The sequence below is a fragment of the Arthrobacter sp. NicSoilB11 genome, assembly GCF_019977375.1.
Lineage (GTDB): Bacteria > Actinomycetota > Actinomycetes > Actinomycetales > Micrococcaceae > Arthrobacter.
Window position 1 is genome coordinate 1691551 of sequence record NZ_AP024657.1, and the last position, 22894, is coordinate 1714444.

A 22894-nucleotide genomic window follows, 5' to 3' on the forward strand; every position below is an offset into this window, starting at 1 on the left:
GTTAACGGAAATGGTTGTAGAATGGACGGTCTGTCTTTCGCGATAGGGGAACGTTAATGCACGACGCCGAATTGGCCCACGAACGGGAGTATGTAGCCGGCCTGTATGCCCGGCTGGAGGAACTCCGGGAGGAAAAGCGCCACCAGCTGGCGCAGGTCCGGCGCGCCGGAGCCGTGGGCACCATGCAGAACGTTTCGGAACGTGATGCGTTCGCTGCACTGTATGAGGACCGCCTGGCCCAGCTGGACGCCGTCGATGACCGGCTGGTGTTCGGCCGCCTGGACCTGGACTCCGGTGAAGCCCAGTACATTGGCCGCATCGGGCTTACCACCGAGGACCTGCAGCGGCTGATGGTGGACTGGCGTGCGCCCGAGGCCGGGCACTTCTACCAGGCCACGGCCTTCGACCGGCAGGGCGTCCGCCGCCGCCGGCACCTGATCCTGCAGGGGCGGGACGTCAAGGCGATCGAGGACGACGTCCTGGACGCGGGGATGCTTACCGACGACGAATCGCTGCAGGGCGAAGGGGCCCTGCTCGCGGCCCTGAACTCCAAGCGGACCGGCCGCATGTCGGACATCGTCAGCACCATCCAGTCGGAACAGGACCGCATCATCCGGTCCTCCATTTCCGGCGCCGTCGTGGTCCAGGGCGGGCCGGGCACCGGCAAAACCGCCGTGGCCCTGCATCGGGCCGCCTACCTGCTGTACACCCACCGTGACCGCCTCAAAAGTGCCGGCGTGCTCCTGGTGGGGCCGTCGTCGTCGTTCATGAAGTACATCGAACGGGTGCTGCCCTCGCTCGGGGAAACCGGTGTCGTCATGGCCAGCGTGGGCCGCCTGATGCCCGGCATCAATGCCGTTCCCGAAACAGATGCGGACGTGGCAGCCCTGAAGGGCCGCCTGGACATGGCCGCGATCGTGGCCAACGCCGTGTCCAACCGCATGCGCGTCCCCGCGCAGAACCGGATCCTTGAAGTGGACGGCCGCAAGCTCACCCTCACACCCCGGCAGGTCCGGCGTGCAAGGGAACGTGCCCGCGCCACCGGGAAGCCGTACAACGAGGCACGCGTGACGTTCGTGAAGATCCTGCTGCGCGAGCTGACCGAACAGATGACCGAGCTCGTCGAAGCCGGCAACCTCGGCAACAACGCGGACCGTTCGTACCTTGCCGAAGATGTCCGAACGGCCCGCGATGTGCGGATTGCGCTGAACCTGTGCTGGATGCCCATGACGCCGGAGAAGCTGATCTCGGATCTGTTCAGCAAGCCGGAGGTGCTGGAATTCTGCACCCCCAACCTGACCCCGGCCCAGCGGGCGCTGCTGCAGCGTCCCGCGGATGCCCCGTGGACGGAATCGGACGTGCCGCTGCTGGACGAGGCCGCCGAACTGCTCGGCGAGCTGGACCCGGCCGCCGGGCGCGGACTGGCCCAGCAGGAGCATGACCGTGCCCGCGACCTTGCCAACGCCAAGCAGACCCTGGTCAACATGCAGGCCGCCGGCGTGGACCCCCTGATGTCCGCGGAGGAACTGGCCGAGCAGAACCAGGAACAGGAAGGGCGGCAAACCGCTGCCGAACGCGCAACGAGCGACCGCACCTGGGCCTTCGGGCACATCGTGGTGGATGAGGCGCAGGAACTCTCACCCATGCAGTGGCGGCTCCTGGTCCGGCGCTGCCCGCTGAAGTCCTTCACCATTGTGGGCGACATCGCGCAGACCAGCTCCGTGGCCGGAGCCAACTCGTGGCAGGGGGCGCTTGCTCCGCTGTTCGGTGACCGCTGGCAGCTGGAGGAGCTGACCGTCAACTACCGCACGCCCTCGCAGATCGCCGAAGCCGCCGTCAGGATGGCCAACGCGGCGGGCCTTGTGGTTTCCGCGCCCAAGGCCGTTCGTGAGGGGCGCTGGGCGCCCATCATCGACGAAGTAGGGAACGGCGCGGTGGTCGGCCGGCTCGTGGAGGTCCTCCCGGAAGAACTTGACGCGCTCGACGGCGGCCTGCTCGCCGTGATCGCCGATGGTGACCTCCTGCCCCAGGCCACAGCAGCACTGCGTGCCGTGTATGGGCGACGGATCGGCACCGGCGCCGGCAGCTACGAGCAGGACATCGTGGTGATCAGCCCGCGCGAGGCCAAGGGCCTGGAGTTCGACGGCGTGGTGGTCCTGGAACCATCCGTCATGCTCAACCATGAGCACGGCAAGGTGGGGGACCTGTACGTAGCCATGACACGTGCAACACAGCGCCTGCGGCTGATTGCCTCGCAACCCGTGCCTGCCGGGATTGCTGGCTGACCCGGCGCCGGGCGTTACTGCTAACTTAGGAAGCGTGCCAGAACTGAACAACCTCGAACCGCAGCGCAACGATCCCACTTTCGCCAACATTTGGCAGGAACTGAAGTGGCGTGGGCTGGTCCATGTGTCCACCGACGAAGCAGAGCTTGAGAAGCTCCTCGCCGACGGGCCGGTCACATACTATTGCGGTTTCGACCCCACCGCCCCGAGCCTGCACCTGGGAAACCTCGTCCAGCTCCTGGTCATGCGGCGGCTGCAGCTGGCCGGGCACAAGCCACTGGGACTCGTTGGCGGCTCCACGGGTATGATCGGCGATCCCCGCCCCACCGCTGAACGAACCCTGAACACCAAGGACACGGTGGCGGAGTGGGTGGGCTACCTGCAGGCCCAGGTCAGCCGCTTCCTCAGCTTCGAGGGTGACAACGCTGCCAGGATCGTAAACAACCTGGACTGGACGGCGCCCTTGAGCGCCATCGACTTCCTGCGTGAAGTGGGCAAGCACTTCAGGGTTGGAACGATGCTGCGCAAGGACGCCGTGGCATCCCGCCTCAACTCCGACGAGGGCATCAGCTACACCGAGTTCAGCTACCAGATCCTGCAGGGCATGGACTACCTGCAGCTCTACCGCGACTACGGCTGTGTGCTGCAGACCGGTGGTTCGGACCAGTGGGGCAACCTCACCAGCGGTACCGACCTGATCCGCAAGGTGGAGGGCAAGAGCGTCCACGCCCTGGGAACTCCCCTCATCACCAACTCCGACGGAACCAAGTTCGGCAAGAGCGAGGGCAACGCCATCTGGCTGGACGCGGGCATGTGCAGCCCGTACGCCTTCTACCAGTTCTGGCTCAACACCGCCGACGCCGACGTTGTGGACCGGCTCAAGGTGTTCACGTTCCTCACCCGGGCCGAGATCGAAGAGATCGCGGTTTCCGTGGCCGAGCGTCCCTTTGCCAGGGAAGGACAGCGGAAGCTGGCCTTCGAAGTGACCTCACTGGTGCACGGCGTGGACGCCACCGAAAAAGTCATCGCCGCTTCAGCGGCGCTTTTCGGCAACGGCGACCTGGCCGCATTGGACAAGGCAACGCTCCAGGCGGCTACCTCCGAACTTCCTTCGGCCACGGTGCAGGTGGACGGGATGGGGATCGTCGACCTGCTGGTGGCGTCCGGTCTATCGGAAAGCAAGTCCGCCGCCCGGCGCACCGTTGGTGAAGGAGGTGCCTACGTGAACAACGCGAAGGTGTCAGATCCGGAGGCCGTGATCTCCGAGTCTGAACTGTTGCACGGCCAGTACCTGCTCCTGCGCCGGGGCAAGAAGAACCTGGCCACTGTTGAGGTGCTGGTTCCCTAGCACCTTCACGGTCCGTATGCACGCCCTTCGGCGGCCGATTTGCACGGCCGCTGGGGGGCGTGTATTGTTTTCTGAGTCGCCGCCGCTGAGTGGTGACAAACCCCCAACTTATGAGAAGCAATTCTTGCCGCGCACCGCGTGGAATTGGAGAAATTGCTTCCCGTTGTGCTGGGCGGATTCATTCCACCGAGTGAATTCCGGAAGAAAATCCGGATTTGCGAAAGTGAATATGAATGAAATAAGATGGAAACATCGCAGCGAAGAAATACGGAAAAGAAATTCTTTCGAATTGTTTCCGGGAATATTCGAATGTGTCTGTTGTTTGAGAACTCAATAGTGTGCCAAGTTTGTTGATACCGATTATGTATGTAATTGGTTGATTGTGCTGTGCCGCCACCCCGTGGTGTGCATGGTGTTTTTGGCTGGTTTCAAATTTTGTGCAGCTGTTTCTGCCGTTATTTCCGGTGGTTGTGGTTGTGTCTGTTTTTGTTTTACTTCAACGGAGAGTTTGATCCTGGCTCAGGATGAACGCTGGCGGCGTGCTTAACACATGCAAGTCGAACGATGATGCCAGCTTGCTGGTGGATTAGTGGCGAACGGGTGAGTAACACGTGAGTAACCTGCCCTTGACTCTGGGATAAGCCTGGGAAACTGGGTCTAATACCGGATATGACCTTCCATCGCATGGTGGTTGGTGGAAAGCTTTTGTGGTTTTGGATGGACTCGCGGCCTATCAGCTTGTTGGTGGGGTAATGGCCTACCAAGGCGACGACGGGTAGCCGGCCTGAGAGGGTGACCGGCCACACTGGGACTGAGACACGGCCCAGACTCCTACGGGAGGCAGCAGTGGGGAATATTGCACAATGGGCGAAAGCCTGATGCAGCGACGCCGCGTGAGGGATGACGGCCTTCGGGTTGTAAACCTCTTTCAGTAGGGAAGAAGCGTAAGTGACGGTACCTGCAGAAGAAGCGCCGGCTAACTACGTGCCAGCAGCCGCGGTAATACGTAGGGCGCAAGCGTTATCCGGAATTATTGGGCGTAAAGAGCTCGTAGGCGGTTTGTCGCGTCTGCCGTGAAAGTCCGGGGCTCAACTCCGGATCTGCGGTGGGTACGGGCAGACTAGAGTGATGTAGGGGAGACTGGAATTCCTGGTGTAGCGGTGAAATGCGCAGATATCAGGAGGAACACCGATGGCGAAGGCAGGTCTCTGGGCATTAACTGACGCTGAGGAGCGAAAGCATGGGGAGCGAACAGGATTAGATACCCTGGTAGTCCATGCCGTAAACGTTGGGCACTAGGTGTGGGGGACATTCCACGTTTTCCGCGCCGTAGCTAACGCATTAAGTGCCCCGCCTGGGGAGTACGGCCGCAAGGCTAAAACTCAAAGGAATTGACGGGGGCCCGCACAAGCGGCGGAGCATGCGGATTAATTCGATGCAACGCGAAGAACCTTACCAAGGCTTGACATGAACCGGACCGCTGCAGAAATGTGGTTTCCCCTTTGGGGCTGGTTTACAGGTGGTGCATGGTTGTCGTCAGCTCGTGTCGTGAGATGTTGGGTTAAGTCCCGCAACGAGCGCAACCCTCGTTCTATGTTGCCAGCACGTGATGGTGGGGACTCATAGGAGACTGCCGGGGTCAACTCGGAGGAAGGTGGGGACGACGTCAAATCATCATGCCCCTTATGTCTTGGGCTTCACGCATGCTACAATGGCCGGTACAAAGGGTTGCGATACTGTGAGGTGGAGCTAATCCCAAAAAGCCGGTCTCAGTTCGGATTGGGGTCTGCAACTCGACCCCATGAAGTCGGAGTCGCTAGTAATCGCAGATCAGCAACGCTGCGGTGAATACGTTCCCGGGCCTTGTACACACCGCCCGTCAAGTCACGAAAGTTGGTAACACCCGAAGCCGGTGGCCTAACCCCTTGTGGGAGGGAGCTGTCGAAGGTGGGACTGGCGATTGGGACTAAGTCGTAACAAGGTAGCCGTACCGGAAGGTGCGGCTGGATCACCTCCTTTCTAAGGAGCACCTCCAACTCTTCTGTGCTGGTGAATGCCGGTGTGGGGGGTTGTCAGGAAGCAAGCCCGCAGCATGGACGATTGTTCCGTGGCGGGTGCTCATGGGTGGAATATCAACAAATAGGTGCCTGGTGGCACGGACCGGTTTGGTTAGTACGAATGTTTTGTTCTTCTCTTCGGGGGAGGGCGGGTGTTCTGGAACGCGGCTGGTTTGGGTTGCTGGGTAGTGTTTGGCACACTGTTGGGTCCTGAGGCAACAGGGCCGGGGGTTTTCCTTCGGGTTTGTTTGTTTCTGGTTTCCCTGCCGTGACGTTCTGTGCGCCTGTTTGGGTGTGTGGGGTGTGTGGTGTGGGGTTGTTGTTTGAGAACTACATAGTGGACGCGAGCATCTTGTATAAGAAGCAATTTCCAAGATTAATGAACCTGGATCTGGCTGCGCTGTTGATGCCCTTTGGGGTGTTGGGGTGTGGTTGGTTTCTGTGGTTCTCTCGAGAAATGTTTTTGATCTTTGTGGTCAAGTTTTTAAGAGCACACGGTGGATGCCTTGGCATTAGGAGCCGAAGAAGGACGTAGGAATCTGCGATAAGCCTGGGGGAGTCGATAACCGGACTGTGATCCCAGGGTGTCCGAATGGGGAAACCCCGCCGAGCGCGCGAGTGACTCGGTGACCCGTACCTGAACACATAGGGTGCGTGGGGGGAACGCGGGGAAGTGAAACATCTCAGTACCCGCAGGAAGAGAAAACAATAGTGATTCCGTTAGTAGTGGCGAGCGAACGCGGATCAGGCTAAACCGTTCCATGTGTGATAGCCGGCGGGCGTTGCATGGTCGGGGTTGTGGGACTTTCCATACCAGTTCTGCCGGGCTGGTGGGGTGTGATGTGCGCGCATAGGTGAACGGTTTTGAAAGGCCGGCCAGAGAGGGTGTTAGTCCCGTAACCGTAATGTGTTTGTACCGCCTGTGAGAGTATCCCAAGTAGTACGGGGCCCGAGAAATCCCGTGCGAATCTGTCAGGACCACCTGATAAGCCTAAATACTCCCTAATGACCGATAGCGGACCAGTACCGTGAGGGAAAGGTGAAAAGTACCCCGGGAGGGGAGTGAAACAGTACCTGAAACCGTGTGCTTACAATCCGTCGGAGCCAGTCTGATTCTGGTGACGGCGTGCCTTTTGAAGAATGAGCCTGCGAGTTAGTGTTACGTCGCGAGGTTAACCCGTGTGGGGCAGCCGTAGCGAAAGCGAGTCTGAATAGGGCGTGTGAGTGGCGTGATCTAGACCCGAAGCGAAGTGATCTACCCATGGCCAGGTTGAAGCGACGGTAAGACGTCGTGGAGGACCGAACCCACTTCAGTTGAAAATGGAGGGGATGAGCTGTGGGTAGGGGTGAAAGGCCAATCAAACTTCGTGATAGCTGGTTCTCCCCGAAATGCATTTAGGTGCAGCGTTGCGTGTTTCTTGCTGGAGGTAGAGCTACTGGATGGCTAATGGGCCCTACAAGGTTACTGACGTCAGCCAAACTCCGAATGCCGGTAAGTGAGAGCGCAGCAGTGAGACTGTGGGGGATAAGCTTCATAGTCGAGAGGGAAACAGCCCAGACCACCAACTAAGGCCCCTAAGCGTGTGCTAAGTGGGAAAGGATGTGGAGTTGCCCAGACAACCAGGAGGTTGGCTTAGAAGCAGCCACCCTTAAAAGAGTGCGTAATAGCTCACTGGTCAAGTGATTCCGCGCCGACAATGTAGCGGGGCTCAAGTACACCGCCGAAGTTGTGGCATTCACATTTTAGCTAAGCCCTTGTGGTTCAGGCGTGTGGATGGGTAGGGGAGCGTCGTGTGGGCGGTGAAGTCGCGGTGTAAACCAGCGGTGGAGCCTACACGAGTGAGAATGCAGGCATGAGTAGCGAAAGACGGGTGAGAAACCCGTCCGCCGAATGATCAAGGGTTCCAGGGTCAAGCTAATCTGCCCTGGGTAAGTCGGGACCTAAGGCGAGGCCGACAGGCGTAGTCGATGGACAACGGGTTGATATTCCCGTACCGGCGAAAAACCGCCCATGCTGAGCGGGGGATACTAACTGCCCGAAGCCTGCCCGAGCGCCCTTGTGGTGTGAGGGTTTTGGTGGAGCGCAGGACCTGATCCCGGGAGGCAAGCGTATTAACAGGTGTGACGCAGGAAGGTAGCCGAGCCGGGCGATGGTTGTCCCGGTCTAAGGATGTAGGGCGAGTGGTAGGCAAATCCGCCACTCATGGTGCCTGAGATCTGATGGGACCCCCGTTTGGGGGGATTTGGTGATCCTATGCTGCCGAGAAAAGCATCGACGCGAGGTTTTAGCCGCCCGTACCCCAAACCGACACAGGTGATCAGGTAGAGAATACCAAGGCGATCGAGAGAATTATGGTTAAGGAACTCGGCAAAATGCCCCCGTAACTTCGGGAGAAGGGGGGCCCCAACCTTGATACACCCTTGCGGTGTGGAGGGGATCGGGGCCGCAGAGACCAGGGGGAAGCGACTGTTTACTAAAAACACAGGTCCGTGCGAAGTCGCAAGACGATGTATACGGACTGACTCCTGCCCGGTGCTGGAAGGTTAAGAGGACCGGTTAGCCGCAAGGCGAAGCTGAGAATTTAAGCCCCAGTAAACGGCGGTGGTAACTATAACCATCCTAAGGTAGCGAAATTCCTTGTCGGGTAAGTTCCGACCTGCACGAATGGAGTAACGACTTCCCCGCTGTCTCAACCATAAACTCGGCGAAATTGCAGTACGAGTAAAGATGCTCGTTACGCGCAGCAGGACGGAAAGACCCCGAGACCTTTACTATAGTTTGGTATTGGTGTTCGGAGTGGCTTGTGTAGGATAGGTGGGAGACGTTGAAGCCCGGACGCCAGTTCGGGTGGAGTCATCGTTGAAATACCACTCTGGTCACTTTGGACATCTAACTTCGGCCCGTAATCCGGGTCAGGGACAGTGCCTGATGGGTAGTTTAACTGGGGCGGTTGCCTCCTAAAAAGTAACGGAGGCGCCCAAAGGTTCCCTCAGCCTGGTTGGCAATCAGGTGTCGAGTGTAAGTGCACAAGGGAGCTTGACTGTGAGAGAGACATCTCGAGCAGGGACGAAAGTCGGGACTAGTGATCCGGCGGTACATTGTGGAATGGCCGTCGCTCAACGGATAAAAGGTACCTCGGGGATAACAGGCTGATCTTGCCCAAGAGTCCATATCGACGGCATGGTTTGGCACCTCGATGTCGGCTCGTCGCATCCTGGGGCTGGAGTAGGTCCCAAGGGTTGGGCTGTTCGCCCATTAAAGCGGTACGCGAGCTGGGTTTAGAACGTCGTGAGACAGTTCGGTCCCTATCCGCTGCGCGCGCAGGAAATTTGAGAAGGGCTGTCCTTAGTACGAGAGGACCGGGACGGACGAACCTCTGGTGTGTCAGTTGTACTGCCAAGTGCACCGCTGATTAGCTACGTTCGGATGGGATAACCGCTGAAAGCATCTAAGCGGGAAGCTCGCTTCGAGATGAGATTTCCATACACCCTCGGGTGTGAGAGGCCCCCAGCCAGACCACTGGGTTGATAGGCCGGATGTGGAAGCGAGGACTAACGACTCGTGAAGCTGACCGGTACTAATAGGCCAACAACTTACACCACACAGATACATACAAACTCTGCTTGCGTCCACTATGTGGTTCCCAACCAACAACCCCCAACACACGGGTTGTCACGGCACGGAACCAACACAACTGAATAACAACACCACAATGTTGTAACCACCAGACTTCCCACCCCCGAACAAAACACCGGGCGGGCGGGTACAAGGGTTACGGCGGTCATAGCGTGGGGGAAACGCCCGGTCCCATTCCGAACCCGGAAGCTAAGACCCACAGCGCCGATGGTACTGCACCCGGGAGGGTGTGGGAGAGTAGGTCACCGCCGGACACACATTGGTCGAGGCCCCAACCACCCGGTTGGGGCCTCCCACATTTAACCCACCAACACCACAACACGATCCCGCACCTGGGCCCCGTGACGCGCCATCAGCTTTCGTCCCCTCACCGGTGACGCGACACCAGGTCCCGCGCCACGGCAGAAGACTTTCACGAAGTGATGAGGCGTGGCCGGCGAACGGGCAGGATGTGATGGCGCATCCCGCGGAAACGGGCAGGATGTGATGGGGCGTCGCCTGTGAAGATGGCCACGATACCGCTCCCAAGGGGCCCGCTGTCCCTTGGGATTTCGCGGCTCCACTAGAATTGATGAAGATGTACGGACTTCGAAGCGCTTGATTTCGGGTTGCGTAGGAAACGAAACGAGCGGCTGCAGTTGCGCCAGTGGTCGGCTCACAACAGGAGGAATCCATATGGCCGAGCACAACGGGGGCAACCGCGGCAACGACCGCGGCGCGTTCCGCGGCAACAACAACTCCGGCGGGGATCCCCGCGGATTCCGGTCCCGCTCCGACCGCGACGGCAACAGCCCCTCCCGCGGCGGTTCCGGGGCCGGCGGTGAGCGGAAGCCTTTCGGTGATCGTGATCGTAAGCCGTTTGGTGACCGTCCCCGCCGCGACGGCGAGGGTGACCGTCGTGGTTTCACCGGTGGTACTGGTGGCGGTGAGCGGAAGCCTTTCGGTGATCGTGATCGTAAGCCGTTTGGTGACCGTCCGCGCCGTGACGGTGAGGGTGACCGCGACCGGAAGCCTTTCGGTGATCGTGATCGTAAGCCGTTTGGTGATCGTGATCGTAAGCCGTTTGGCGACCGTCCGCGCCGTGACGGTGAGGGTGACCGCGACCGGAAGCCTTTCGGCGACCGTGATCGTAAGCCGTTTGGTGACCGTCCCCGCCGCGACGGCGAGGGTGACCGTCGTGGTTTCACCGGTGGTACTGGTGGCGGTGAGCGTAAGCCTTTCGGTGATCGTGAGCGTAAGCCCTTCGGCGACCGTGATCGTAAGCCCTTTGGTGACCGTCCGCGCCGTGACGGTGAGGGCGACCGCCGCAGCTTTGGCGGTGGTGACCGTGACCGGAAGCCTTTCGGTGACCGTCCGCGCCGCGAAGGCGAAGGCGACCGCCGCGGCTTCGGTGGCGAGAACCGCAAGCCGTTTGGTGACAGGCAGGATCGCGCACCGCGCAGCTTCGACCGCGGCGACTCCCGGGCCGAATCAGGTCGTGGCGGCTCCGGCCCCCGCGGCTTTGGCCGCGACCGCCAGGAGGAGCGCCCTGTCCGCGTGCCCAACGCCGCAGACCTTCGCAGCGCCAACCGCCCTGACCGGGAACGCTCACCCGAGATCGATGAGGACGTCACGGGCAAGGAACTGGACCGAGCCACGCACCACCAGATCAAGACCCTTGAGCCCAAGAGCGCAGAGTGGGTTGCCCGTCACCTGGTGATGGCCGGCCGCCTTATCGACGACGAGCCCGAGCTTGCCTTCCAGCACGCCCTCGCCGCCAGTCGTCGTGGCGGACGGCTCGCAGCCGTCCGCGAGGCCGTTGGCCTGACGGCCTATGCTGCCGGCCATTACGGTGAGGCACTCCGCGAGTTCCGCACCTTCCGCCGGATCAGTGGTTCCAACGTGCACCTCCCCGTGATGGCCGACTGCGAGCGTGGCCTGGGGCGCCCCGACCGTGCCCTCGATGTTGCCCGCTCGGAGGAAGCCCGGGACCTTGACGCGCCCGGCAAGGTGGAACTGGCAATCGTGGCAGCCGGTGCACGGACCGATCTGGGCCAGCTGGACGCGGCAGTAGCGGAACTGGAGATTCCGCAGCTGGACATCAACCGTGCCTTCTCCTACAGTCCGCGACTCTTCCGTGCCTACGCCGATGCACTTGCAGCGGTGGGACGCCAGGAAGAGTCGGAAAAGTGGAACCGCCAGGCGGTCGTGGCAGAAAACGCGCTGGGCCAGGGTGCGGACCAGGAACCCGAAATCATCGACCTCGGCTGGGACGAGGAAGAAGAGGCACGGGAAGAGGCTGAGCGACGCCGGCTGCTGGAGCGTGCCTCCGGCGCCGCCGAAACCGAAGCTCCCGCTGAAACCCCCACCGCCGGTGACGCAGACGCCGAAGCTGAAAGCACCCGCGCTACCGAAGCGGAAGCAGCCCAGGACAGCAACCTGGACGACCAGGACGCCGACTACTTCGTCTCCGACGACGCCGAATCGGACCAGGACTCGGTGGAACGGGACGAGCTGGATTCCGAAGCTGCCGGTGATGCCGAAGCGGAGGACAGCGGTGCCACCCAGCATGATGAAGAACGCCGGGAAGACTGACAAGCATGAGTGACGTTTCACTGGTTTCCCGCTTCGACGCACTGCTCGCCGACCTGGACGGCGTGGTCTATGCCGGGCCCCACGCCATTCCCGGAGCTGTGGATTCACTGCAGCAGCTCTCCGGCCTGGGTATCGGCCTGGGCTATGTGACGAACAACGCCTCCCGCTCCCCGGCGGAGGTGGCAGCGCATCTCCGTGAGCTTGGTGCCCCCGCCGAGGACAACCAGGTGGTCAGTTCCTCGCAGGCGGCAGCCGAGCTCCTGGCCTCGCTGCTTCCACCAGGGTCCAGGATCCTCATCACGGGCAGCACGGCGCTTGCCCGCGAAATTGAACTGGTGGGCCTGGTGCCGGTGGGCAGCCAGGCGGAGGAACCGGTCGCGGTCGTCCAGGGTTTCAGCCCAACCATCGGCTGGAAGGACCTGGCAGAGGCCACCTACGTGGTGTCCGCCGGGGCGCTTTGGGTGGCCACCAACACGGACATGTCCATTCCCCAGGCGCGTGGCATCGCCCCGGGAAATGGCACCTTGGTTGCCGCTGTCGCTGCTGCCACGGGGCAGCAGCCCAAGGTTGCTGGAAAGCCCGAAGCTCCGCTGTTCCATTCGGCAGCCAAGCGCCTCGGGGCCGAGCGTCCCCTGGTGGTCGGCGACCGGCTGGACACGGACATCCTGGGCGGCAACAACGCGGGCTTTGCCACCGTTGCTGTCCTGACCGGCGTCGACACGCGCGAAACCATTCTGGCCGCGAGGTCTGCGGAACGGCCCAACTACATCATCGAAAACCTGGCCGGCCTGCACCGCCCGTACCCCGAAGTGACGCACGACGACGGCACGTATACGTGCGGCCAGTCAACGGCGCGCGTGGCCAACGGAGCCGTGGGCATCATTGGCAGCCAGGACCAGCTCGACTCCTGGCGGGCCGCATGTGCGGCCTGGTGGGCGGCGACGCCGGACGCCGCAGCCCCGAAGGCGCCCAAGCTGGTGTGGCTGGATCACTAGACTGGTTGAATGACCGAGCTGACCGAACCGGACGACGCGACAGCCCAGCCGGCCCCGGAGTGGCCGCAGCCAGGCGGGATGGACCTCACCGATCCGCGGGTTGCGCAGGCCGTAGCCAGGCTTTTCGACATGCCCGGGCTCCCTGTCCCGGACCACGGGACCGTCTACGACGACCTCCACGATGAACTGCTGGCCGCCCTCAACGCCGATCCCGCAGACACCGATCCTGCAGACGCCGATCCAGCAGGTGCTGATCCCGCAAAGACCGCCCCCACCGGGACCGGCTCCACACTGCCCGGTCCCGCCGGGGGTGCAGCCTGATGCCGGTTCGCCTCGACCAGGCACTGGTGGCACGCGGGCTGGCGAGGTCGCGCACCCATGCCGCGACGCTCATCGCCGAAGGCAAGGTCAGCTCCGGTGGCCAGGTCCTCGCCAAGGCCTCCCTCCAGGTTGATGACAGCCGGGACCTCGCCGTCGAACACGATGACCAGGACAGCTACGCCAGCCGCGCGGGCCATAAGCTGGCCGGGGCCCTCGACGCCTTCCCCCAAGTTTCGGTGGCGGGCAAGAGGTGCCTGGACGCCGGCGCCTCCACCGGGGGCTTTACCGATGTCCTGCTTCGGCGGGGTGCCGCGCACGTGGTGGCTGTCGACGTCGGACACGGCCAGCTGGTGCCGCACCTCCGCGACGACCCCCGCGTGGACGTCCATGAAGGCATGAACGTCAGGTACATGGCGCCGGAAGACATTGGCGGCCCGGCAGCGCTGACCGTCGCCGACCTGTCCTTTATTTCCCTCACCCTCGTGGTCCAGCCACTGGCCGGCTGCACCGAACCAGGCGGGGACCTGGTGCTGATGGTCAAGCCCCAGTTCGAGATCGGCAAGGACCGCCTGGGCCGCACCGGCGTGGTCACCTCGGAGCGTGAGCGGCGGATGGCCGTGGAGAAGGTGGCCAGGGCAGCGCTCGACGCCGGCCTGGACCTTTGCGGGCTGGCGGCCAGTCCGCTGCCGGGGCAGGACGGAAACGTCGAATACTTCCTGTGGATAAAACGCAGGATCAGCAAAGACTTGCCTAAGATCGAAGAGCGAGAGGCAGCAGCCGCTGCGTTGCTCGGACAAATCTGGCCTAACCACTAGAGAGCGGAACCTGATGAGCAGGCGTGTACTGGTCCTTGCCCACACCGGCCGCGAGGAATCACTGAAAGCCGCCTGGGAAGCCTGCGCCCTGCTGCACGCCTCCGGCATGGTCCCCGTGATGCAGGAGTCCGAACTGGGGGACATGGAAAGGTTCTTTGGGCACCTGGCCCAGCCGGTGGAGGTCCTCCACGACCACGTCCAGCTGCCCGATGTGGAACTCGTCATGGTCCTTGGCGGTGACGGCACCATCTTGCGGGCTGCCGAACTGGTCCGTGAGGTGGATGTGCCGCTGCTGGGCGTCAACCTGGGCCACGTGGGCTTCCTGGCCGAAAGCGAGCGGGCGGACCTTGCCCAGACCGTGGAGTGGGTTGCCAGCCGCGAGTACACGGTTGAAGAGCGGATGACCATCGATGTCCAGGTCTGGGTCCGCGGCCAGAAGATTTGGCACACCTGGGCTTTAAACGAGGCCGCCATCGAGAAGGCCAACCGCGAACGCATGCTCGAAGTCGTGACCGAGGTGGACGAGCGCCCGCTGACGTCCTTCGGCTCAGACGGCATCGTGCTGGCCACCCCCACCGGATCCACGGCCTACGCGTTCTCGGCGGGCGGTCCGGTGGTCTGGCCGGAGGTGGAGGCCCTGGTCATTGTGCCCATCAGCGCCCATGCACTCTTCGCCAAGCCCCTGGTGGTGTCGCCCAGGTCGAAGCTTGCGGTGGAGGTGCTGGGCCGGACCGACGCCCAGGGCGTGTTGTGGTGCGACGGACGGCGCTCGGTGGACCTGCCGCCGGGAGCCCGCGTGGAAGTGACCAAGTCCGCCACTCCTGTCCGGCTGGCCCGCACCCACCAGACGCCGTTCTCCGCCCGGCTGGTCCGCAAGTTCGAGCTGCCCATCCACGGCTGGCGCGGGCCGGTACCCAAGTCCGACGCCGTGCACACCGGCCCCATCCCCATTGTGCGGACGCCGCGGCCCATGCCGCCGCTGCCCGTGCCGCATGTGGAGAACTCCGACAGCGATCCCGATCCGTCGACTGCAAAGTGAATCCATGCTTGAAGAACTGAGAATCCGCGATCTGGGCGTCATCACCGACGCAACGCTTCCGCTCGGCCCTGGACTGAGCGTCGTCACCGGCGAAACCGGCGCCGGCAAGACCATGGTGGTCACCGCCGTTGGCCTGCTGCTGGGCGCCCGTTCGGATGCCGGGGCCGTCCGCAGCGGCGCCAAGAGTGCCACCGCTGAAGCAGTCCTGAAGCTCGACGCCGGCCACCCGGCCATTGCGCGTGCCCTGGACGCCGGTGCCGAGGCGGAAGAGTTCGACGGCGGCGCAGAGCTGATCCTGGCCCGGCGCCTTGGTGCGGATGGACGCAGCCGTGCCTTCCTGGGCGGCCGTGCTGCACCCGTGGGCGTACTGGCTGAGATCGGCGAGACCCTGGTGGTGGTGCACGGACAGTCGGACCAGATCCGGCTCAAGAGTGCCACGGCGCAGCGTGAAGCCCTGGACAAGTTCGCCGGCGACACCCTGGCCGGTCCACTGGCCGCGTACCAGGAGCTGTATGGCCGGTGGAAGTCCAGCCAGGCCGAGCTGGACAACCTCCGCAGCGCCGCCCGCGACAGGCTCCGCGAAGCTGAATCCCTGGAGGCTGCCCTTGCCGAGATTGACGAGGTGGATCCGCAGCCGGGGGAGGATGAGCTCCTGAAGGCCGAGGCCGTGAAGCTTGCCAACGTGGAGGAACTGCGGATCGCCGCGAGCACCGCCCACCAGGCACTCATTGCCGAGGACTTTGGTGAAGCCGGTGACGCCACCACATTGGTGGACTCCGCCAAGCGGACCCTGGAGCACGTGTCCGAGCACGATGCGCAGCTGGGCTCCGCAGCCGCCCGGCTGGCCGAGGTGGGCTTCCTGCTTACTGACATCGCTGCCGAGCTGGCCAGCTACCAGGCCAGCCTGGACTCCGAGGGCCCGGAGCGGCTCGCCGAGATCGAGGACCGGCGCGCTGCGCTGGCCAAACTGGTCCGGAAATACGCCCCCACCATCGACGAGGTGCTGGAGTGGGCGGAGCAGGCGCGCGTCCGCTTCGACGAGCTCCAGGACGACTCGTCCCGCATCGAGGCCCTGGACGCTGAGGTGGTCCGCGCCGAGGCGGAGCTGAAGAAGCAGGCAGCGGGCATCAGCAAGATCCGCGCCAAGGCCGCAAAGGACCTGTCCGGCCGCGTCAGTGCGGAGCTCAAGGCCCTGGCCATGGCCGATGCCACGCTGGTGATCAACCTCGAGCCGACCGGTCAGCTGGGCCCGCACGGCGCGGACGACATCAGCTTCCTGCTGCGGCCGCATTCGGGCGCCCCGGCCCGGCCGCTGGGCAAGGGGGCGTCCGGCGGTGAGCTGTCCCGCGTCATGCTGGCCATCGAAGTGGTGCTTGCCGCCGTCGATCCCGTCCCCACCTTTGTCTTCGACGAGGTGGACGCCGGCGTGGGCGGCCGCGCCGCCGTAGAGATCGGCCGCCGCCTGGCCATGCTGGCACGCCACGTGCAGGTGCTGGTGGTCACGCACCTGCCGCAGGTGGCAGCGTTCGCGGACCAGCACATCACCGTCACCAAGACTTCCGTCAGGGGAGCCGACGGCGGCACCGCCACCGGGTTCACCTCCAGTGACGTCCGCCTCCTCGACGGCCCGGAGCGGGTCCGTGAGCTCGCCCGGATGCTGGCCGGCCAGGAAGACTCCGAAACCGCGCAGGCCCACGCCCAGGAACTCCTGGATGACGCCAAGCTCCTGCCCCAGCGGGCCTGACAGGGACAACCACGGGAGGGACGAATTGATGATAGGCTCGAATTCCGTGGTGCAGCGATCAAATTCCCGTGTAAATTCCCGGTTCCCGGGCTCCTCCAAGACGACGAAGCACATCTTTGTCACCGGCGGTGTGGCGTCCTCGCTTGGTAAGGGACTGACGGCGTCCAGCCTTGGTCACCTGCTCCGGGCACGCGGCCTGTCCGTGACAATGCAGAAGCTCGATCCCTACCTGAACGTGGATCCGGGCACAATGAACCCCTTCCAGCACGGCGAGGTCTTCGTCACAGACGACGGCGCCGAAACGGACCTGGACATCGGGCACTACGAGCGCTTCCTTGATGAAAACCTCGAGGGGTCCGCGAACGTCACCACCGGCCAGGTGTACTCCACGGTGATTGCCAAGGAACGCCGCGGCGAGTACCTGGGGGACACCGTCCAGGTCATCCCGCACATCACGGATGAGATCAAGCGCCGCATGCGTTTGCCCGCCGAGGGCAAGAACGCCCCGGACGTCATCATCACCGAAATCGGCGGCACCGTTGGCGACATCGAATCCCAGCCGTTCCTCGAATCGGCCCGCCAGGTCCGCCAGGACATCGGCCGCGGAAACGTGTTCTTCCTGCACGTCTCCCTGGTGCCGTACATTGGCCCCTCGCAGGAGCTGAAGACCAAGCCCACCCAGCACTCCGTGGCCGCGCTGCGGTCCATCGGCATCCAGCCCGAGGCGATCGTGATCCGTTCGGACCGTGAAGTGCCGGAGGCCATGCGGGAGAAGATCGGCCGCATGTGTGACGTCGACATCGACGCCGTGGTGAACGCCGCGGACGCCCCCAGCATCTACGACATCCCCAAGACCCTGCACGGACAGGGCCTTGACTCCTACATCGTCCGGGCCCTTGACCTGCCCTTCAAGGACGTTGACTGGACCAGCTGGGACAAGCTGCTTGAAGCCGTCCACAACCCCAAGCACCACGTCGAGATTGCCCTGGTGGGCAAGTACATCGACCTGCCTGACGCCTACCTCTCGGTCACCGAAGCGCTGCGTGCCGGCGGCTTCGCCAACGAGGCCAAGGTCAAGATCCGCTGGGTCCCGTCCGACGAATGCGAGACCCTCGAAGGCGCCATCAAGGCCCTCGACGGCGTGGACGCCATCTGCGTTCCCGGCGGCTTCGGCATCCGTGGACTCGAAGGCAAGCTCGGCGCCCTGAAGTTTGCCCGCGAAACCAAGCTGCCCGTGCTGGGCCTGTGCCTCGGCCTGCAGTGCATGGTGATCGAGTACGCCCGCAACGTGGTGGGCCTGGAGGGTGCCTCCTCCAGCGAATTCGAGCCGGACTCCAAGTACCCGGTGATCGCCACCATGGAGGAGCAGCTGGAGTACGTGGAAGGCCGCGGCGACCTGGGCGGCACCATGCGCCTTGGACTGTACGAAGCCAAACTGGATGAAGGCTCGGTCATCGCCGGAACCTACGGCAAGACCACCGTGAGCGAACGCCACCGGCACCGCTACGAGGTGAACAACAAGTACCGCCAGCAGATCGCGGACAAGGGCCTGGTCTTCTCCGGCACTTCCCCGGACGGCAAGCTGGTGGAATTCGTTGAGCTGCCCGCCGACGTGCACCCGTACTACGTGGCCACGCAGGCCCACCCCGAGCTGAGCTCGCGGCCCACCCGCCCGCACCCGCTGTTCGCCGGCCTGGTCAAGGCTGCACTTGACCACCAGAACGCAGGCCACCAGAACGCAGGCGGCCAGGGTGCAGGCCAGGAGGGCGTTGCCGACACGGCTGTGCCCCCGGCCGGCGAACATGCGGCATCGGGTACCGTTACCGCTAAGTAGTCGATAGAACACACAAAGGACGGCGCGATGCCTGGTACACCTGAAGCCACCCCTGCCAAACAGGTTTCGGATGCACCAAGCCCGCGCCGTCTTTTGTCTACGGAGAAGGTCTACCAGGGCAGGATCTGGGATGTCGTCAGCGACACCTTCCAGCTCTCGGACTCCGGGGACGCCCTCACCCGCGATTACATCGACCATCCCGGCGCCGTAGCCGTCCTGCCCATGAACGCCGAGGGCCAGGTCCTGCTGTTGAAGCAGTACCGGCACCCCGTGGGCATGGACCTCTGGGAGGTTCCGGCGGGCCTGCTGGATGTTGAAGGCGAAGACTTCGTGGTGGGGGCGGCGCGCGAACTGGCCGAGGAAGCGGACCTTGCTGCCGGGACCTGGAACGTCCTGGCGGATGTCTTCAATTCCCCGGGATCCTCCAGCGAGGCCATCCGTATCTACCTGGCCCGTGACCTCACCGAAGTGCCGCACCACGAACGCCACGAACGGACGGACGAGGAGGCGGAGATCGAGTTCCACTGGATCGGCCTGGATGATGCCGTGGCGTCCGTCCTGGCCGGACGCCTGCACAACCCGTCCGCCGTCGTCGGAATCCTGGCTGCCGCTGCCGCCCGCGCCAACGACTATGAAGGCCTCCGCCCCGCCGACGCCCCCTGGCCCGCCCACCCCAGCCAGCGCTGATGGCGCCTCCTTCGGCTGAAGCAGCGCCGGCGGTCGAACCGGGCCCGGCGGAGGCTGCCGCTGCCCCGGCACCTGTACCTTCCGCCATCGACCGTGCAATTACCGACTACCTCCAGCACATGGGTGTGGAACGGGGACTGGCAGCGAATACCTTGGCAGCCTACCGCCGGGACCTGGCCCGCTACGCCCGGTATGTTGCCGCAGCCGGCTGCGGCCGGCCGGAGGACATCACCCGGCACCACGTCACGGGTTACGTCCGCGCCCTGTCGGACGGTTCCGACGGCGGTTCCACCCTGGGGGTCCGGTCCGCGGCCCGGACGGTGGTTGCGGTCCGTGGCCTGCACAAGTTCTGGGCCCTCGAAGGTTATACGCCGGCCGATCCAGCCCGCGACGTCCACCCACCCATGGCAGGTAAACGGCTGCCCAAGGCCATCAGCGTTGACGAAGTGACCCGCATCCTGGAGGCGGCAGGAACGGACACCGCCGCCGGACTGCGGGACCGCGCCCTGCTTGAATTCCTCTACTCCACGGGAGCCAGAATCAGCGAAGCGGTGGGACTGGACGTTGATGACATCTCCCTTGCCGGGCCGGAATCCGGGCCTGCCATTGTCCGGCTGTTCGGCAAGGGGTCGAAGGAGCGGCTGGTGCCGCTGGGCTCCTACGGGGCCCGGGCGCTGGACGCCTACCTGGTCCGCGGCCGGCCGCTGCTTGCTGCCAAGGGCAAGGGCACGCCTGCGCTGTTCCTGAATGCCCGCGGCGGCCGGATCAGCCGGCAGAGCGCCTGGACCATCCTCAAGGCGGCGGCGGAGAAGGCCAACATCACCCGGGACGTCTCACCGCACACGCTGCGGCATTCCTTCGCCACCCACCTGCTCGAAGGCGGCGCGGACGTCAGGGTGGTGCAGGAACTTTTGGGCCACGCATCGGTGACCACAACCCAGGTGTACACGCTGGTCACGGCTGATACGCTCCGGGAAATCTACGCGGCCGCTCATCCCCGCGCGCTGGGCTGACGTTCCGCCAGGCAGGGCACGTCCGGCCGCCAGGGTCGCGCGGACAGCTAGAACATGGCCTCGATGGTCAGTTCCACGGGCCCCAGCAGGAAAGCCAGCACAGAAGTTCCCATGCAGGCGACCAACATCAGTCCGGGATGTGCCAGGCCGATCACCACCCGGCGCAGCCGTGGCCGGCCGCGGAGGAAGGATTTCGGTACGCGGGAGAGCGTGGGCACCTGCCGCCAGCCGCGAAGCCGCCGAAGGAACCAGGCGCACCGGGCGACAAACGCCAACCACAGGACGGCTACCACCAGCGGCACCAGGGCCGCCATCAGGGTGAAGCCCAGAGCCGTCACCTCGCGCTCTGAGTCTCCCGCCACCGCTTGGACAGTGGTTGAGATGGACGCACTGAACACCACCGAGATGGCCCAGACCATGAAGGCCGCAACAAGTGCCAGGAACCGCACGAAGAACAGGCCCAAAACCGACTCCCGGGCGGCTTTCACCTGCTGCCGGGGAGTCACGTGGAGAACGGCCAGGGTGCTGAGCAGCGTGGGCAGGGCCGCTGCTGCCACCAGCAGGTACCACGTCCAACCAGCCAGGTTCACGAACTCATCTGCAAGAATGAGCGCTGTCCAGACACAGGCCCAGGCCCAGCCCCAATACAAAGGGTTGCGCACCAGCCACCCCGGCAGGCGGGTGTCAATGGCCGAAATCCTGGCGGGCCGTATTCCGTGTCCTGTTTCGGGAGTCACACCTAGAGCTTGGCATATCCGGCGTCCCTTGGCGCTTCCCCGATGACAACTCCCGGACCCCATAGGCTTGAAGGCATGACCACAGCCTCTGTGACCCTTTGCTTCCTGCTCCGTGACGGGCCGGGCGGCCCCGAGGTACTCCTCGGGCTGAAACAGACCGGGTTCGGCAGGGGCAAGATCGTGGGCATCGGCGGCCATGTGGAACCGGGGGAGTCGGACGCGCAGGCCGTCATCCGGGAGGTCCTGGAAGAGACCGGTGTGGTGCTGCGGGTTGAGGACCTGGCGGACGCCGGATCGGTCCACTTCGTCTTTCCGGCCCGCCCGGAATGGAATATGCGGACCACCCTCTTCACCGCCCGGACCTGGCAGGGCGAGCCGGCACCCAGCGACGAGATCCTGCCCGAATGGTTCCGGGTGGATACGCTGCCCGTGGACCGCATGTGGCAGGACGCCGACCACTGGCTCCCGGTGGTTCTGGAAGGCCGAAGGATCAACGTGGTGGTCACCATGCACACAGACAACGAATCAGTCGCCTCATCCGAGAGCCTGCTGGACTGAGCAGGCAATTAACGGCCGACGGCGGCCCGGGCACCTGGGTGCCGGGCCGCCGTCGGACGTTCCTGCCAGGAGTCAGGGGAGGTGCCGCTCCTCCGGACCGATGTACTCGCTCAGCGGCCTGATCAGGGAGTTCGCGTCCAGTTGCTCCATGATGTGGGCGGTCCAGCCTGTGATCCGGCTGGCCACGAACAGGGGAGTGAATGTGGGCGTATCAAAGCCCATCAGGTGGTACGTGGGCCCGGCCGGGTAGTCGAGGTTCGGCTTGATGGCCTTGGCTTCGTCCATGGCCTGCTCGAGCCCGTTGTACAGCCCCAGCAGTTCCGGCCGGCCGTAGTGGGCGATCATCTTGTCCAGTGCGGCTTTCATGGTGGGGACCCGGGAGTCGCCGTGCTTGTAGACACGGTGGCCGAAGCCCATCACCTTCTTCTTCTGCGCCAGGGCGTCTTCCATCCATGCCTTGGCCCGGGCCGCTGCTTCCTCCAGGGACTCCTCCTGCCGGATGCCGATCGCGTCGAAGGTGTGCATGACGGCTTCGTTGGCGCCGCCGTGCAGCGGACCCTTGAGGGCGCCGATGGCACCGGTCACGGCTGAATGCAGGTCCGAGAGCGTCGAGGTGATCACACGGGCGGTGAATGTGGAGGCGTTGAAGGAGTGCTCGGCGTAAAGAATCATCGAGACGTTGAAGGCATCCACCACCTCCGGCACCTGCTCCTCGCCGAAGGCCATCCACAGGAAGTTGGCCGAGTAGCCAAGGTCTTCGCGGGGCTCCACCACATCCTGCCCGTGGCGGCGGCGCTGGTCGTAGGCCACCACCGCGGGCATGGCGGCGAACAGGTCCACGGCCTTGGCCATGTTGGCTTCCCGGGAGGAATCCCCGGTCAGGGGATGCCGTGCCCCCATAACGGAAGCAGCAGTCCTGCAGACGTCCATCGGGTGCGAAGTGACCGGAAGGGTATCGATCACCTGCTTCACCACCGGATCGAGGGCGCGGCCGGCGCGTTCCTTCGCGCTGAACTCGGCAAGCTGGTCCTTGGTGGGCAGTTCACCGTTCCACAGCAGGTACGCCACTTCCTCGAAGCTGCACCGCGCTGCCAGTTCCTGGACAGGGTAGCCGCGGTAGAGCAGGGAGTTGGTGTCCGGATTGACCTTGGAAACGGCGGTGTAGTCCACCACCACGCCGGCAAGGCCTTTTTTGATCTCATTTTCAGCCATGCTGAAACTCCTTTGTTCCTAAAGCCTGTTCGTCCGGC

At 63.8% G+C, this 22894-nt stretch carries 14 protein-coding genes and 3 rRNA genes; 15 read left to right on the forward strand and 2 right to left on the reverse strand.

Annotated elements, in window-relative coordinates; translation table 11 throughout:
* Nucleotides 1-56: 56 nt before the first annotated feature.
* From LDO14_RS07910 to xerD, 14 genes are all read left to right on the forward strand, one after another.
* Nucleotides 57-2285, forward strand: coding sequence for an AAA family ATPase (locus LDO14_RS07910; protein ID WP_223994693.1), 2229 nt, complete (start codon nucleotides 57-59; stop codon nucleotides 2283-2285).
* Between the two features lie 34 nt (nucleotides 2286-2319).
* Nucleotides 2320-3633, forward strand: a complete 1314-nt coding sequence (tyrS, locus tag LDO14_RS07915; RefSeq protein WP_056391308.1) for a tyrosine--tRNA ligase — start codon at nucleotides 2320-2322, stop codon at nucleotides 3631-3633.
* Between the two features lie 496 nt (nucleotides 3634-4129).
* Nucleotides 4130-5652: ribosomal RNA gene (locus LDO14_RS07920) — 16S ribosomal RNA — on the forward strand.
* A gap of 512 nt (nucleotides 5653-6164) precedes the next feature.
* Nucleotides 6165-9293 (forward strand): 23S ribosomal RNA (locus tag LDO14_RS07925).
* A 171-nt stretch (nucleotides 9294-9464) separates the two neighbouring features.
* Nucleotides 9465-9581: ribosomal RNA gene (gene rrf / locus LDO14_RS07930) — 5S ribosomal RNA — on the forward strand.
* The 16S, 23S and 5S rRNA genes sit together here, the layout of an rRNA operon.
* A gap of 421 nt (nucleotides 9582-10002) precedes the next feature.
* A complete protein-coding gene (locus LDO14_RS07935) occupies nucleotides 10003-11901 on the forward strand; it encodes a hypothetical protein (protein ID WP_223994695.1) in 1899 nt (632 codons plus the stop codon).
* 5 nt (nucleotides 11902-11906) lie between these two features.
* A complete protein-coding gene (locus LDO14_RS07940) occupies nucleotides 11907-12896 on the forward strand; it encodes an HAD-IIA family hydrolase (RefSeq protein WP_056389678.1) in 990 nt (329 codons plus the stop codon).
* 9 nt (nucleotides 12897-12905) lie between these two features.
* Complete coding sequence (locus LDO14_RS07945) at nucleotides 12906-13217, forward strand: hypothetical protein (RefSeq protein ID WP_186447700.1); 312 nt, start codon at nucleotides 12906-12908, stop codon at nucleotides 13215-13217.
* Nucleotides 13217-14032, forward strand: coding sequence for a TlyA family RNA methyltransferase (locus LDO14_RS07950; RefSeq protein ID WP_056389681.1), 816 nt, complete (start codon nucleotides 13217-13219; stop codon nucleotides 14030-14032). The genes LDO14_RS07945 and LDO14_RS07950 overlap by 1 nt, the downstream gene beginning before the upstream one ends.
* Before the next feature lie 13 nt (nucleotides 14033-14045).
* Complete coding sequence (locus tag LDO14_RS07955; protein ID WP_018772005.1) at nucleotides 14046-15071, forward strand: NAD kinase; 1026 nt, start codon at nucleotides 14046-14048, stop codon at nucleotides 15069-15071.
* 4 nt (nucleotides 15072-15075) lie between these two features.
* Nucleotides 15076-16815: a DNA repair protein RecN gene (gene recN, locus LDO14_RS07960; RefSeq protein WP_223994697.1), complete on the forward strand. Its 1740-nt coding sequence runs from the start codon at nucleotides 15076-15078 to the stop codon at nucleotides 16813-16815.
* Between the two features lie 28 nt (nucleotides 16816-16843).
* Nucleotides 16844-18649: a CTP synthase gene (locus tag LDO14_RS07965; RefSeq protein WP_223994699.1), complete on the forward strand. Its 1806-nt coding sequence runs from the start codon at nucleotides 16844-16846 to the stop codon at nucleotides 18647-18649.
* 27 nt (nucleotides 18650-18676) lie between these two features.
* Entirely contained in the window at nucleotides 18677-19336 is a 660-nt protein-coding gene (locus LDO14_RS07970) for an NUDIX hydrolase (protein WP_018772008.1), read from the forward strand.
* Complete coding sequence (gene xerD / locus LDO14_RS07975) at nucleotides 19336-20349, forward strand: site-specific tyrosine recombinase XerD (RefSeq protein ID WP_056389686.1); 1014 nt, start codon at nucleotides 19336-19338, stop codon at nucleotides 20347-20349. Before LDO14_RS07970 ends, xerD begins: the two co-directional genes overlap by 1 nt.
* A 47-nt stretch (nucleotides 20350-20396) precedes the next feature.
* Here xerD and LDO14_RS07980 read toward each other — a convergent pair whose 3' ends face one another.
* Entirely contained in the window at nucleotides 20397-21086 is a 690-nt protein-coding gene (locus LDO14_RS07980; RefSeq protein WP_223994701.1) for a hypothetical protein, read from the reverse strand.
* Between the two features lie 75 nt (nucleotides 21087-21161).
* Between LDO14_RS07980 and LDO14_RS07985 the strand changes: the two genes are divergently transcribed.
* Complete coding sequence (locus LDO14_RS07985) at nucleotides 21162-21644, forward strand: 8-oxo-dGTP diphosphatase (protein ID WP_018772011.1); 483 nt, start codon at nucleotides 21162-21164, stop codon at nucleotides 21642-21644.
* 72 nt (nucleotides 21645-21716) lie between these two features.
* On the opposite strand, the gene LDO14_RS07990 is transcribed toward LDO14_RS07985, so the two are convergent.
* Nucleotides 21717-22856 carry a bifunctional 2-methylcitrate synthase/citrate synthase gene (locus LDO14_RS07990; protein ID WP_223994703.1) on the reverse strand — a complete coding sequence of 380 codons (1140 nt, stop codon included), beginning with the start codon at nucleotides 22854-22856 and terminating at the stop codon, nucleotides 21717-21719.
* Between the last annotated feature and the right edge of the window lie 38 nt (nucleotides 22857-22894).